This is a genomic window from Streptomyces sp. NPDC021093, from assembly GCF_044333135.1.
In the GTDB taxonomy this organism is placed as follows: domain Bacteria; phylum Actinomycetota; class Actinomycetes; order Streptomycetales; family Streptomycetaceae; genus Streptomyces.
On record NZ_JBIRQJ010000002.1, the window covers coordinates 765,985 to 779,621 of the forward strand.

14 protein-coding genes are annotated in these 13,637 nt (G+C 71.5%); 10 read left to right on the top strand and 4 right to left on the bottom strand.

All coding sequences use genetic code 11. The annotated features are described in order from the left end of the window. Nucleotides 1-118: 118 nt before the first annotated feature. Nucleotides 119-2,089, top strand: a complete 1,971-nt coding sequence (locus tag ACH4SP_RS08300; RefSeq protein ID WP_398411372.1) for a DUF5107 domain-containing protein — start codon at nt 119-121, stop codon at nt 2,087-2,089. Nucleotides 2,090-2,094: 5 nt separating this feature from the next. On the opposite strand, the gene ACH4SP_RS08305 is transcribed toward ACH4SP_RS08300, so the two are convergent. The 3 genes from ACH4SP_RS08305 to ACH4SP_RS08315 all read right to left on the bottom strand — a co-directional run bounded on the left by ACH4SP_RS08305 (nt 2,095) and on the right by ACH4SP_RS08315 (nt 4,772). Then, nucleotides 2,095-2,475 carry a VOC family protein gene (locus tag ACH4SP_RS08305; RefSeq protein ID WP_398411374.1) on the bottom strand — a complete coding sequence of 127 codons (381 nt, stop codon included), beginning with the start codon at nt 2,473-2,475 and terminating at the stop codon, nt 2,095-2,097. A gap of 33 nt (nt 2,476-2,508) precedes the next feature. Then, nucleotides 2,509-3,321, bottom strand: a complete 813-nt coding sequence (locus tag ACH4SP_RS08310) for a methyltransferase domain-containing protein (RefSeq protein ID WP_398411377.1) — start codon at nt 3,319-3,321, stop codon at nt 2,509-2,511. Nucleotides 3,322-3,662: 341 nt separating this feature from the next. Continuing rightward, nucleotides 3,663-4,772 carry an enolase C-terminal domain-like protein gene (locus ACH4SP_RS08315; RefSeq protein ID WP_398411379.1) on the bottom strand — a complete coding sequence of 370 codons (1,110 nt, stop codon included), beginning with the start codon at nt 4,770-4,772 and terminating at the stop codon, nt 3,663-3,665. A 430-nt stretch (nt 4,773-5,202) separates the two neighbouring features. Between ACH4SP_RS08315 and ACH4SP_RS08320 the strand changes: the two genes are divergently transcribed. Then, nucleotides 5,203-7,065, top strand: coding sequence for a transketolase (locus ACH4SP_RS08320; protein WP_398411381.1), 1,863 nt, complete (start codon nt 5,203-5,205; stop codon nt 7,063-7,065). A gap of 88 nt (nt 7,066-7,153) precedes the next feature. Here the strand turns inward: ACH4SP_RS08320 and ACH4SP_RS08325 are convergent, their stop codons facing one another. Beyond that, nucleotides 7,154-8,617 (bottom strand): MFS transporter, encoded by a 1,464-nt coding sequence (locus ACH4SP_RS08325; protein ID WP_398411385.1) that lies wholly within the window; start codon nt 8,615-8,617, stop codon nt 7,154-7,156. A 93-nt stretch (nt 8,618-8,710) separates the two neighbouring features. Here ACH4SP_RS08325 and ACH4SP_RS08330 point away from each other — a divergent pair, with 93 nt between their 5' ends. From ACH4SP_RS08330 to ACH4SP_RS08365, 8 genes are all read left to right on the top strand, one after another. Then, entirely contained in the window at nt 8,711-8,998 is a 288-nt protein-coding gene (locus ACH4SP_RS08330) for a gas vesicle protein (RefSeq protein ID WP_398411387.1), read from the top strand. A 182-nt stretch (nt 8,999-9,180) separates the two neighbouring features. Beyond that, nucleotides 9,181-9,597: a gas vesicle structural protein GvpA gene (locus ACH4SP_RS08335; RefSeq protein ID WP_398411390.1), complete on the top strand. Its 417-nt coding sequence runs from the start codon at nt 9,181-9,183 to the stop codon at nt 9,595-9,597. Next, on the top strand, nt 9,594-10,310 hold the full coding sequence (locus tag ACH4SP_RS08340; protein ID WP_398411392.1) for a GvpL/GvpF family gas vesicle protein: 717 nt from the start codon (nt 9,594-9,596) through the stop codon (nt 10,308-10,310). Before ACH4SP_RS08335 ends, ACH4SP_RS08340 begins: the two co-directional genes overlap by 4 nt. Before the next feature lie 3 nt (nt 10,311-10,313). Continuing rightward, nucleotides 10,314-10,559, top strand: coding sequence for a gas vesicle protein GvpG (locus tag ACH4SP_RS08345; protein ID WP_398411396.1), 246 nt, complete (start codon nt 10,314-10,316; stop codon nt 10,557-10,559). Then, nucleotides 10,556-11,209: a DNA primase gene (locus ACH4SP_RS08350; protein WP_398411398.1), complete on the top strand. Its 654-nt coding sequence runs from the start codon at nt 10,556-10,558 to the stop codon at nt 11,207-11,209. The genes ACH4SP_RS08345 and ACH4SP_RS08350 overlap by 4 nt, the downstream gene beginning before the upstream one ends. Continuing rightward, nucleotides 11,202-12,368 (top strand): SRPBCC family protein, encoded by a 1,167-nt coding sequence (locus ACH4SP_RS08355; RefSeq protein ID WP_398411401.1) that lies wholly within the window; start codon nt 11,202-11,204, stop codon nt 12,366-12,368. Before ACH4SP_RS08350 ends, ACH4SP_RS08355 begins: the two co-directional genes overlap by 8 nt. Beyond that, nucleotides 12,365-12,715, top strand: a complete 351-nt coding sequence (locus tag ACH4SP_RS08360) for a gas vesicle protein (protein ID WP_398411403.1) — start codon at nt 12,365-12,367, stop codon at nt 12,713-12,715. Before ACH4SP_RS08355 ends, ACH4SP_RS08360 begins: the two co-directional genes overlap by 4 nt. Next, complete coding sequence (locus ACH4SP_RS08365) at nt 12,712-13,620, top strand: GvpL/GvpF family gas vesicle protein (RefSeq protein ID WP_398411405.1); 909 nt, start codon at nt 12,712-12,714, stop codon at nt 13,618-13,620. The genes ACH4SP_RS08360 and ACH4SP_RS08365 overlap by 4 nt, the downstream gene beginning before the upstream one ends. The last annotated feature ends 17 nt before the right edge of the window (nt 13,621-13,637 follow it).

Genomic DNA, 13,637 nt, shown 5'->3' on the forward strand with positions numbered 1-13,637 from the left:
GCTTAATCCGACCGCCGGAACCCCTGGTCAGGGCGGTACGGATCGTGTTCGGATGGACACGGAAGAGGTGCGCGTGCGGAGCTGCGCCTGGACGAGCCAGTGAACGAGTGAGGTTGCTTTGGCCACGACGGTGCGACGTGCCGTACTGACCCTCCCCGCCGCCCCGTTGGGCCCGGAGAACCCCCTCCCCGGCCTGCGTACCCTCGACGGGGTGCACGCGACGGCGGACCGGGCGAAGCAGGGCCTGCCGCGCGACATGGCACGTCAGATGGGGTACGAACCGCTGCGCACGCTCCTTCCCGTACGGACCCTCGACGGGTACGGGCGGGAGCGCACCGAGACGGACCTCGACGCGGTCGTGATCGAGAACGACCGGCTGCGGGCGACCGTCCTGCCCGGTCTCGGTGGCCGGATCCACTCCCTCCACCACAAGCCCACGGGACGCGAACTGGTCTACCGCAACCCGGTGCTCCAGCCCGCCGACTTCGCCCTCAACGGGGCCTGGTTCTCCGGCGGCATCGAGTGGAACATCGGTGCGACCGGCCACACCACCCTCACCTGCGCCCCGCTGCACGCGGCCGTCGTGCCCGCCCCCGACGGCGGCGAGATGGTCCGCCTGTGGGAGTGGGAGCGACTGCGCGACCTCCCCTTCCAGATCGACCTGTGGCTGCCCGCCGACTCCGACTTCCTGTACGTGGGCGTACGCGTCCGCAACCCGCACGAGCGGCCCGTGCCCACCTACTGGTGGTCCAACACCGCCGTCGAGGAGACCGGGCGCACCCGCGTCCTCGCCCCCGCCGACGAGGCCTGGTACTTCGGGTACGAGAAGTCGCTCGGCCGGGTCCCCGTCCCGGACTTCGACGGCGCCGACCGTACGTACCCCACCCGCAGCGACTTCCCCGCCGACTACTTCTACGAGGTGCCCGAGGAGTCGCGGAAGTGGATCGCCGCCCTGGACGGGGCGGGCCGGGGCCTCGTGCAGACCTCCACCGACCGGCTGCGCGGCCGCAAGCTCTTCCTCTGGGGCAACGGGCGCGGGGGCCGCCGCTGGCAGGAGTGGCTGACCGAGCCCGGCACCCCCGGCTACGCCGAGATCCAGGCCGGGCTCGCCCGCACCCAGCTGGAGCACATACCCCTCGAAGCGGAGACCGGGTTCAGCTGGCTGGAGGCGTACGGGCCGCTGTCCGCCGACGCGGAGACCGTGCACGGCGACGACTGGGCGGCAGCGCGCACGGCGGCGGAGCGCGCCCTTGAGGAGGCGCTGCCCCGCGCCGCCGTCGACGCCGCGTACACCGCCTGGCTCGCCCATGCCGACCACGAGCCGGGCGAGATCCTGGCCAGGGGGTCGGGCTGGGGAGCCCTGGAAGTGCTGCGCGGCGGATTCAAGCTGCCGGGCACCCCCTTCCCGGAGGCGACGCTGACCGAACAGCAGCAGCCCTGGCTGGAGTTGCTCCGCGGCGGCTCGCTCCCCACGCCGCGCAAGGTCGTCCCGCCAGGGCCCTCGCTCGTCGCCCCGCACTGGCGCGACATGCTGGAGACCGCCCCCGCCGACCCCCTCACCGAGTACCACCTGGGCATCGCCCAGTGGCACGCGGGCGACCTCGCCCAGGCGGTGCGCAGCTGGGAGCGCGGCCTTCAACTTGCCCCGTCCCGCTGGCCGTTGCTCCGCTGTCTGGCCCTCGCCGACTGCGAGGCCGGACACCGGGAGCGGGCCGCCGACCTGTACGCCGAAGCCTTCGCGGACCTCTGCGAGGAGCGCCGCGACGGCGAACAGTGGACGGCGGCCACCGCCGCGCTCGGCCGGGAGGCGATCGAGGCACTGCTCGCCGCGGGCCGCCCGGCCCAGGCCCGCACCGTCTGGGCCGGGCTGCGGCCCGCCGTCCGGGCCACCGGCCGGTTCCGCCTCATGGAGGCGCAGCTGCTGGTGGCCGAAGGGGACAGGGAAGCGGCCCGCGCCGTCTTCGACGAGGGCTTCGAGGTCGCCGACCTGCGCGAGGGCTCGACCGCCGTCGGTGACGTCTGGGCGACCGTCACCGACGAACCGGTGCCGGGGGTCTACGACTTCAGGCGACGGGAGGACGGCTCCTAGCGCGCCTACGGCTCCTGCCGGCCGTGGGACGGGCCGCCCCGGTCCACGTACTCGAAGACGGAGCCGTCCGGGTGGAGGACGATCAGGTTGCGGCCCACCGGGGTCGCGACCGGGCCCGCGACGATCTGCGCACCGGCGGCGGTGAGCGTGATGTGAGCCTCCTCGACGTCCTTCACCGCGACCGTCGCCGTGACCTTGCGCAGCAGGTCGATCTCCTCGCGCGGGCCGCTCATCACCAGGAAGCAGCCGACGGCGGCGACCGAGACCCCGCCGCGCTCGAAGCGCTGCGCACGGGTGCCGGTGATGCGCTCGTAGAAGGCGGCCGTGGTGTCCAGGGCCGCGGTGTCGTCCACGTAGATGCGCAGTGTGGTTCCCAAGATCTCCATAGGAGCGAGGGTAGTTGGGAAGGGGAGCGGCCGTCAGGCGCGGCAGAGGATCTCGCCGTGCGGGATCATGAACCAGGCGTCCTCCCGGCTGCCCCACTCGCGCCACGCTCCGGCGATCTCCTTGAGCTGCAGGGCAGTCGCGTGCCCGCCGGACACCGCCAGGTCCGCGTACGACGACGCGACCGTACGGTCCGCCCACAGGCCGCTCCACCAGGCGCGCTCGTCGGGGGTGGCGTAGCACCAGGTGGCCGCGGACGAGGTGATGTCGCCGAACCCCGCCTGCCGCGCCCAGGAGCGCAGTCTGCGCCCGGCGTCCGGCTCGCCGCCGCCCGCGCGGGCCACCCGGTGGTACAGCTCCATCCAGCGGTCCAGCACCGGCGGTTCGGGGTACCAGGCCATCGCCGCGTAGTCGCTGTCGCGGGCCGCGACGATGCCGCCGGGGCGGCACACCCGGCGCATCTCGCGCAGCGCGGCGACCGGGTCGCCCACGTGCTGGAGCACCTGGTGGGCGTGGACGACGTCGAAGGAGTCGTCGGGGTACGTGAGGGCGTGCACGTCCGCGGTCGCGAACTCGACGTTCGTCAGGCCGCGCGCGGCGGCGGTCCCACGGGCCTGGTCGAGGACGCCCGCCGCGAAGTCGACGCCGGTGACGTGGCCGTCGGGGCCGACCAGGGCGGCGAGATCGGCGGTGATGGTGCCGGGGCCGCAGCCGACGTCCAGCACGCGCTGCCCCGGGCGGAGGTGGGGGAGGAGGTAAGCGGCGGAGTTGTCGGCGGTGCGCCAGGTGTGCGAGCGGAGGACGGACTCGTGGTGGCCGTGGGTGTAGACGGCGGTCTCTTTCGGCATGGGGGTACGGTACGCCCGTGTGTTGGATGGTGAGATGGGCATCTTAGGATGTGGACGGTCTGTGCGGGGTGCGGGGTGCGGGGCGTGCGGTCGTGTGGGGGCGTGCCGCAGTGGGGGGCCGCCCCCTTGCCCACCCTTCCCCAAGCTCTTAAGGAGCAGGGGAGACCCCACTGCCCCCGGGGGGGGGGCGGCCCCGCTGCCCAAGGAGGCTAGGGGGCGGGCATTTAGGGGCGCGGGGAACTGCGCGACCAGCCACGACGCACCCGCACGTACGAACCGCCCGCCCCGCGCCGAGCGGCTCGCACGAAGACCACCCCGCCGCCCCGCGCCGAGCGGCCCGCTCAGGCGACCCGGTACGGCTCCGCCTCCTCATGGCGGAGAGTCAGCCCGTGTCCCGGCGACGAGCCGCTGGTGCGGATCGTTCCGCCCGTCGGGTCCAGCACCCCGTCGAAGAGCATCGCCTCGACCCGTACATGGTCGTGGAACCACTCCACGTGCCGGAGATTGGGAACGGCGGCCGCCGCGTGCGCCTGCGCGTGCGGCGCCCCGCGCGTCGAGACCTCCAGCCCGTGGGCCTGCGCGAGCGCCGCCGCGCGGAGGAACCCGGTGACGCCCCCGCCCCGCGTCACGTCCAGGAGGAGGCAGTCGACCGCGCCCGCCGTCACCATGCGCGCGCAGTCGGCGAGCCCGTGCCCGCCCGCCGCCACGTCGCACACCACCGAGTCCCGCACCGCCCGCAGTCCGTCCAGGTCGTCCGGCGGCACCGGCTCCTCGAACCAGCCCACCCCGTGCTCGGCCAGCGGCCCGCCGATCCGTACCGCCTGCTTGCGGTTGTACGCACCGCTCGCGTCGACGTACAACTCCGCCTGGGAGCCGATGACTTCACGGGCCAGGCGGACCCGTTCCAGGTCGCGTACCACCGCCCGGCCCCATGACTCACCGATCCGGACCTTGACGCGTTCGATGCCCTGGCCGTGCACCCAGCCTGCCAGCTGGGACGCGAGGTGCGTGTCGTGGTAGGTGGTGAAGCCACCGCTGCCGTAGACGGGGAGTTCGTACCTGGCCGCGCCGAGGAGGCGGGACAGGGGCAGGCCCAGAAGGCGGGCCTTGAGGTCCCACAGGGCGGTGTCCACGGCGGAGACGGACGCCGAAGTCAGCCCGGGGAGCGGGTAGTCGCGCACCGCACGGCACATCGCCGCGTGCGCCGCCGGGACGTCGAACACGTCCAGGCCCAGCACCAGCGGCGCCAGGTCCTGGACGATGAGGGCGCCGGCCGCCGCGGGGGCGTACGTCCAGCCGGTGCCGTACGTGGTGTCCGCCGCCCGCGCCTCGGCCACCACCACCGGCGTGGTCTCCCAGGAGAGCGTGCCGTCCGCCTCAGGGGCGTCCGTCGGCACCAGGAAGCAGGACACCTCCAGCTGTTCCAGGGGGAGTTGGACCACGGTGCGCACGGGCGCCCCTACGCGTTCCGCCGCCGCGGGACGACGGACCTGAGCCGGGCGAGCAACCGGGCCAGCCGGGTGCGCAGCGCCGGGCGCCGGGCGGAGGGCGGGCGGTGGACGGCCTGGGTCAGCCTCATCTCAGGGCTCCTGAACCTGGGGCGGCGCCTCGGTGCGGCAGAAGACGAACACGGAGATGCGCTTCCCGACGGGTCGTGCGTATGCGTGCTGTGCGTCCGTGTATGTCGGGTAACCCCGGAGCGCGCCCGGAAACACACCGGTCACGGAGTTTGGGCGGGCGGGGGGAGGGCACGCGGGACGGGTCCGCGAACCCGGCCCCGCACCCCGCCGGACCCGGACCCGGCACGGTCGGAGAACCGACGCGTCGCACTCGGAGAACCGGCATTGGGACAACTCGACACTCGGACAACTGAGGAGAAGCATGCCCACCGAAGGCCTGTCCTACGACGAACTGACCGATCTCGCCCAGCAGTTGAGGGTCGACTCCGTCCGTGCCACGGCTGCCGCCGGGTCCGGGCACCCGACCTCTTCCATGTCCGCCGCCGAACTCGGCGCCGTACTCCTGGCGAACCACCTGCGCTACGACTTCGACCGGCCCGACCACCCCGGCAACGACCACCTGATCCTCTCCAAGGGGCACGCGTCGCCGCTCCTCTACGCCCTCTTCCGCGCGGCCGGCGCCGTCAGCGACGAGGAACTGCTGACCTTCCGCGGTCAGGGCAGCCGGCTCGAAGGGCATCCGACGCCCCGGCTGCCCTGGGTGGACGTCGCGACCGGCTCGCTCGGCCAGGGGCTGCCCGTCGGCGTCGGCATGGCGCTCTCCGGGAAGCGGCTCGACCGGATCCCGTACCGGGTGTGGGTGATCAGCGGCGACAGCGAGATGGCCGAGGGCTCGGTGTGGGAGGCCGTCGAGCACGCCGCCGCCGAGCAGCTCGACAACCTGACGCTGATCGTGGACGTCAACAGGCTCGGCCAGCGCGGCCCGACCCGGCACGGCCACGACCTCGGCGCGTACACCCGCCGCCTCCACGCGTTCGGCTGGCACACGGTCGAGGTGGACGGGCACGACGTGGCCGCCGTCGACCGGGCGTACGCCGAGGCCCGCTCGACCCTCGACCGGCCGACCGCGATCCTCGCACGCACCCTCAAGGGCAAGGGGGTTGAGGCCGTCGCCGACAAGGAGGGCCTGCACGGCAAGCCGCTCCCGGACGCGACCGCGGCGATCGCCGAGCTGGGCGGCGTACGGGCCAGGCACATCGACGTGCACAAGCCGGTCGCGGCCCGCACCCTGCACGCGAGGCCCAGCGGGCATCTGACGCTGCCCCGCTTCGAGCAGGGCGGAGACCCGGTAGCCACCCGCGACGCGTACGGCAGGGCGCTCGCCGCGCTCGGTTCGGCGCGCGGCGACGTGGTCGCGCTGGACGGCGAGGTCGGCGACTCGACCCGTACCGAATACTTCGCCGAGGACCACGCCGACCGGTACTTCGAGTGCTACATCGCCGAACAGCTGCTCGTCGCGGCGGGCATCGGCATGCAGGCTCGCGGCCACGTCCCGTACGTGTCGACGTTCGCGGCGTTCCTCACCCGCGCGCACGACTTCCTGCGGATGGCGGCGATCAGCCGGGCGAACCTGAACGTCGTCGGCTCGCACGCGGGCGTCGCCATCGGCCAGGACGGGCCCTCCCAGATGGGCCTCGAAGACCTGGCCATGATGCGTGCCGTCCACGGCAGCACCGTCCTGTGCCCCTGCGACGCCAACCAGACGGCGAAGCTCGTCGCGACGATGGCCGACCTCGACGGCATCCGCTACCTGCGGACCGGCCGGGGCGCGACGGACGTCCTCTACGGGCCGGACGAGGAGTTCCCCATCGGCGGCAGCAAGGTGCTGCGGCGGGGAGAAGCGGACCGGTTGACGCTGGTCGCCGCCGGGACGACCGTGCCGGAGGCGCTGGCGGCCGCGGAGCTGCTGGCCGCGGAGGGCATTGAGGTGCGGGTGGTCGACCTGTACTCGGTCAAGCCGGTCGACGCGCAGACGCTGTGGACGGCCGGGGAGGAGACCGGCTGCCTGGTGACGGTCGAGGACCACCGCGCCGAGGGCGGAATCGGTGACGCCGTCGCCGAGGCGTTCGCGGACGGGCGGCCGGTACCGAGGCTGGTACGGCTGGCGGTGTCGAACATGCCCGGCTCCGCCACCCCCGACGAGCAGTTGTACGGGGCCGGGATCGACGCGGAGTCGGTCGCGGCGGCGGTGCGGCTGCTGGTGGAGAAGGTGGTGGTGCGTTGAGCGGACGCGTCGTCGGCGCACGGACCCCGACGGGGCCGCCGGGCCGCCGTGGGCCGGGCGGCGCACCGTACGACGGGCCGAAGTGTCCCTACGCGGCCCTTCGCACCGCACTCAGCGGTGCCGCGATCGACTCCAGGCTCTTGCGCTCGCTCTTCACGCCAAGGAAGGACTCGACGATCCCCGCCGCCACCATCAGTCCCGCCCCGATGCAGAACGCCAGTGTCGTGTCGCCCGGTTCGCCGCTGCTGACCAGGCCGTTGAAGAGGATCGGGCCCGTGATGCCGCCCAGTGCCGTGCCCACCGCGTAGAAGAAGGAGATGCACATGGCGCGCGTCTCCAGCGGGAAGACCTCACTGACCGTCAGATAGGCCGAACTCGCCCCGGCCGAAGCGAAGAAGAGGACGACGCACCAGCACGCCGTCATCGTCGTGGCCGTCAGTGCGCCGTTCTGGAAGAGGATCGCGGTGCCGAAGAGCAGGAGGCCGGAGAGGATGTAGGTGCCCGCGATCATCGGCACGCGTCCGACCGAGTCGAAGAAGTGGCCGAGGAGCAGCGGGCCGAGCAGGTTGCCGACCGCGATGACCGCGAAGTAGTACGCGGCCGAGCCCGTGCCGACGCCGAAGAACTCGTCCAGGATGACCGCGTACCCGAAGGTGATCGAGTTGTAGAGGAAGGCCTGCCCGACGAAGAGGGACAGGCCGAGGATCGCGCGCTTGCGGTACTGCGAGAAGACCGTGCGCATCAGCTCCAGGAAGCCGATCGAACCCCGCTGCCTGACGGTGATCTCCTCCTCCGGCTCCGGCAGCGGCGAGCCCGTCTCGTCGTGGACCTTCTGTTCCACCGCGGAGACGATGCGGTCGGCCTCCTCCGCCCTGCCGTGCACCATCAGCCAGCGCGGGCTCTCCGGGACGTGGCGGCGTACGAGCAGGATCACCAGGCCGAGGACCACGCCGATCGCGAAGGCCAGCCGCCAGCCGACGTCCTTCGCGAACAGGTCCGTGTCGAGGAGCGCGACGGACGCCAGCGCGCCCAGGGCCGCGCCGGCCCAGAACGTACCGTTGATGATCAGGTCGATGCGGCCGCGCAGCCTGCTCGGAATCAGTTCGTCGATGGCCGAGTTGATTGCCGCGTATTCGCCGCCGATACCGAATCCCGTGAAGAAACGGCAGACGAAGAAGAACGAGGCGGATTCTGCCAGGGCCGTTGCCGCCGTTGCCGCGAGATATACGGCGAGAGTGATGATGAAGAGTTTCTTGCGGCCGAAGAGGTCGGTGAGACGGCCGAAGAACAGGGCGCCGACACAGGCCCCCGCCACATAAAGGGCGGCGGCAGTGGTGGTGACCTGTGTCGTCGTGATGTCGATTCCGCTGCCTTCCTCGGCGAGCCGCACGACGATATTGCCGACGATGGTCACTTCCAGACCATCGAGGATCCACACCGTGCCGAGGCCGATGATGATCCTCCAGTGCCAGGGTGACCACGGCAGCCGGTCCAGCCGCGCCGGGATACGGGTGCGTACCTCCGGGAACTCTTCGCTGTCTGTTGTTTTCATGGCGCGACGAGTACCCCGGGGCGAATCGAACAACGCTCGCCGCCGGAGGGTTTGCACCGGACGTGTGCGGTTACCCGGACCACCGAGGCAGCTATGGCCAATACATCAGAGAACACCCCGAAGAAGCCGGGACCGATGCAATTGCTGCGCGCGGCCCGCGAGCAGATATCGGAACTCACCGGTATGCCCGCCGAATCCGTGTCCTCCTTCGAACAGGCCGAGGACGGCTGGGTGTTGCGCGTGGAAGTGCTCGAACTGGAGCGCGTCCCCGACACCATGAGCCTGCTCGCTTCGTACGAGGTCCGGCTGGACCGGGACGGCGAGCTCACCGGATATCGCCGCGTCGGCCGTTACGAGCGCGGCAGGGCCGACAAGAAGTAGCCGACGCCAAGAACCGGTCGCCAAGAATCCGGTCGCCAAGAACCGGGCGACGGGAACCGGGCGACAGGAACCGGTCGCCAAGAACCGTCCGGCGAACAGCAGTTGGTGAGAATCAGTCGGCGAGACACCGGCAGCGGCGGCGGCCCCGCACGACCCACACAGAGAAAGGAGATGCGGTCGACATGACCGTTGTTCCGGCACAGCAAGGTGGAGGCGGCGGTACCAGTGGCCTCTACGACGTCCTGGAGCTCGTGCTCGACCGAGGGCTCGTCATTGACGCGTTCGTCCGTGTGTCCCTGGTCGGCATCGAGATCCTGAAGATCGACATCCGGGTCGTGGTGGCCAGTGTGGACACGTATCTGCGCTTCGCCGAGGCGTGCAACCGCCTCGACCTGGAGACCGGTGCCAACAAGAGCCCCGGCCTCCCCGAGATCGTCGGCGACACGATGGAGAAGGGCGCGTCCGGCAAGACCAAGGGCGCCCTGTCCGGTGCCGCCGAGACCATATCCGGTGCGTTCCAGCAGGCCCGTGAGGAGAGCACCCAGTCGAAGCCGCGCGCCCGGCGCACCACGACGCGCCGGAAGGAGGAGCAGGAATGAGCACCTACGTCTACGGCATCACCCGGGCGGCACATCCCGCGCTGCCCGAGCAGATGGGCGGCGTCGGCGACCCGCCGCGGCCGGTCTACGCCCTCACGGCCGGCGAACTGACCGCCCTGGTCAGCGAAGCCCCGGAGAACCTGCGGCCGAAGCGCCGCGACCTGCTCGCCCACCAGAGCGTGCTGTCCGAGGCCGGTGCGACGGGCGCCGTACTGCCGATGCGCTTCGGCAGCGTCTCGACCGACGACGAAGCGGTGCGCACCGTCCTCGCCGAGCGCGAGAAGCACTACCTGGAGCGGCTCGACGCCCTGGAGGGCAAGGTCGAGTACAACATCAAGGCCACCCACGACGAGGAGGCCCTGCTCCACCAGGTGCTCGCCACCGACTCCGAGCTACGCACCCTCAACGAGGCCAACAGGGCTGCCGGGGGCGGCACTTACGAGCAGAAGCTCCGGCTCGGCGAACGGGTCGTGGCCGCCGTGCAGCAGCGCGAGAAGGCCGACGGGCTGCTGGTCCGCCAGGCACTCGAAGGCGCCGCAGCCGACGTCAACCCCGGCCCCGAGTCCACCGGCTGGCTCGCCAACGTGTCCTTCCTCGTGGAGCGCGACAGCTCCGCCGAGTTCATCGGGGCCGTCGACGCCCTCCAGCGGGAAGCCCCGCACCTGGTGCTCCAGGTCAACGGCCCGCTGCCGCCGTACAGCTTCGTGGAGTAGCCCGTGGGCCTGATCGGAGAGCTGATCCTCCTTCCGCTGGCCCCTGTCCGCGGCACCGGCTGGGTGCTGCGGCAGGTGGTCGCGGAGGCGGAGCGGCAGTACTACGACCCGGCGGCCGTCCAGCGCGAACTCCGACTCCTTGAGGAGCGCCTTGAGGCCGGGGAGATCGACGAGGCCGCATTCGACCGCCGCGAGGACGAACTCCTCGACCGGCTGGAGCAACAGCGGAAAGGAACGCGACAACCATGAACAACAGGCTCGGACTGGGGCTCGCCGTAGGTGCGGGCTATCTGCTGGGGCGGACCAGGAAACTCAAGTTCGCCTTCGCCGTCGGCACGTTCGTCGCGGGCAAGAAGCTGCAGCTGAGCCCGAAGGCGCTGATGGACTTCACGTCCTCGCAGCTGCAGAACAACCCGCAGTTCAAGGAGTTGGGCGACCAGCTCCGCGAGGACCTGCGCGGTGTCGGCAAGGCCGCCACCGGCGCGATCGTCAACCGTCAACTCGGCTCTCTCGCCGACAAGTTGCACGACCGCACGCTGAATGTCCAGGACCGGGCCGCGGGCCTGGTGCCCGACATCAGCAGCCTGAAGGACGAGGAGGAAGAGACCGGGGACGGGTCCGAGGCGGAAGAGCGCGAGGAACCGCGCCGCGAGGCCCGCAAGAAGTCCGCCCCTTCGGGCTCCTCGTCGGCGGGCTCCCGTACGGCGAAGAAGGCCACCGGAAGCGCCCGTTCGGCAGGCCAGGGCGCGGCGAAGAGGACCGCGTCCGGTGGTGCGCGCAAGACCGCATCCGGGACTTCCGGTACGGCGAAGAAGACGGCCTCCGGTGCGACCGGAGCCGCCAAGAAGACCGCGGCGCGGAGGACCTCCGCCGCGAAGGGGGGCCGGAGCCGTGGCTGACCTGAAGGGCGCGGCCGGCGCGCTGAAGCCGGACACCGAGATCACCGACCGGCTCAAGGTCGAACTCCAGGCGTACCTCGCCGCGCAGGCCACGCGCCTGCTGACCGGCGCGGGCCGCAAACTCGGCGAGTCCACCGTCAAGCTCAACGACATCGCCGAGGGCAACAGCCCCGGCTTCGCCAAGCTCGCACTCGACGGCGGCCGGAAGATCGCCGAGGGCAAGGGCCCGGTGCGTACCGCCGTGGAGCTGGGCGCCGGCCATGTGAAGGACAAGGCCAAGGACGCGTTCTCCGGCCTCTTCGGAGGCAAGGGCAGGCGAAAGAAGGGCGGCGGGGGCGGCAGGCCCATCGTCATCCTGGAGACGATCGACGTGGGCGTGCCGGTCCGGGTCGCATACGACCAGTGGACCCGCTACGAGGACTTCTCGACCTTCGCCAAGGGCGTCAAGAGCGCCACGACCGCCGACGACACCAGCTCCGACTGGAAGCTCAAGGTCTTCTGGTCGAACCGGAGCTGGAAGGCGCACACCACCCAGCAGGTCCCCGACGCGCGGATCTCCTGGACCTCGGAGGGCGCCAAGGGCACCACCAAGGGCGTCGTCACCTTCCACCCGCTGGGCGACAACATCACCCGCGTGCTGCTGGTCATCGAGTACTACCCGAAGGGCCTGTTCGAGAGGACCGGCAACATCTGGCGCGCCCAGGGCCGCCGGGCCCGGCTCGACCTCAAGAACTACGCCCGGCACATCTCGATGAAGGGCGACATCGACGACGGATGGCGCGGCTCGATCGAGGACGGCGAGGTCGTCAGGACCCACGAGGACGCGCTGGCGGAGGAGGAAGAGGCCCGCGCCGAGTCGGAGGAGGAGCAGGAGCCCGGGGCCGAGTACGAGGAGGAGGGCGAGCCCGAGGCAGAGTACGACGAGGAGGAGGGCGAGCCGGAGGCCGAGTACGAGGAACCGGAGGCCGAGTACGACGAGGAGGACGACCCCGAGGCCGAGTACGAAGAGGCCGAGCTCGTCGACGACGAGGACGAGGGCGAGGACCGGGGCGAGGACGAGGGCGAGGACCGGGGCGAGGACGAGGGCGAGGATCAGGAGGACGCCGACTCCCGCAAGCAGCGCGAGTACGCCGACTCCGGAGACCGGGGCCGCCGATGAGCACCGCCGCCAGACTGCCCGACCCGTACGGATCGGGAGGCGGGGCCAACCTCGCCGACATCCTCGAACGGGTCCTCGACAAGGGTGTGGTCATCGCAGGAGACATCAAGATCAATCTCCTGGACATCGAGCTCCTCACCATCAAGCTGCGGCTGATCGTCGCCTCGGTCGACAAGGCCAAGGAGATGGGCATCGACTGGTGGGAGGACGACCCTTCGCTCTCCTCCGGAGCCAGGCGCCGCGAGATCGCCGCGGAGAACGAGCGCCTCAAACGGCGCATCGCCGACCTGGAGGCCTCCGCTCCGGAGCTTGAGAAGGCGAAGGACGGGCAAGCAGAACAGGCATGACAGACATGACAGACAACACCAGCGGGTTCGGGCCCGATGAAGTCTTCACGGACGCGGCAGGACCCGAAGAGCTCCGTTACGTCTACGCAGTGACCCGCCCCTTCGAGGGGTTCCTCCCCGAGGAGGGCGGGCGTGGCCTCGACGGCGAGCCGCCCCGGCTGCTGCGCCACGGCGACCTGGTCGCCGTCGTCAGCCCGGTACGGGCCGCCGACTTCGACGAGGCGCCGCTCAAGGCCCACCTCGAAGACCTCGACTGGCTCGCCGCCACAGCCCGTACGCACCAGGCGGTCGTCACCGCCCTGACCGCCGTCACCACCCCGCTGCCGCTGCGACTGGCGACCGTGTGCCGCGACGACAACGGGGTGCGGCGGCTCCTGGAGGGCGGACGGGAGCGGTTCGCGCGGGCGCTGGAGCGGCTCGACGGGCGGATCGAGTGGGGAGTCAAGGTGTACGTGGACACGGACGTGGACGTGGACGTGGACACGGAGATGGATGCGGCGCCGGCGCCGGTGCCGGCCCCGGACCCCGACGCCCCGCCGCCCTCGGCCGTCGAGCCCGGCGCCGGGCGCAGCTACCTCAGGCAGCGGCTCGCCCAGCGGCGCAGCCGAGAAGCGGAAGCCAAGAAGGCCGACGCGCTCTGCCGCAAGCTGCACGCCGAACTCTCGCAGTCCGCCGAGGCGGCTCTGCTGCACCGTCTCCAGGACGGTCGGCTCTCGGGTCACAGCGGGCAGAACGTGCTCAACGCCGCCTATCTGGTGCCGCGCTGGACCAGTGAGGCCTTCGTGGAGCAGGTGCGGGCCCTGACACCGTCGCCGGAGGACGGCGGGGACGTCACGGTCGAACTGACCGGCCCGTGGGCCCCGTACTCCTTCGCCGGGATCGGGGACGAGGACGGCACCGCGTGACCCACTACCCCGACGAC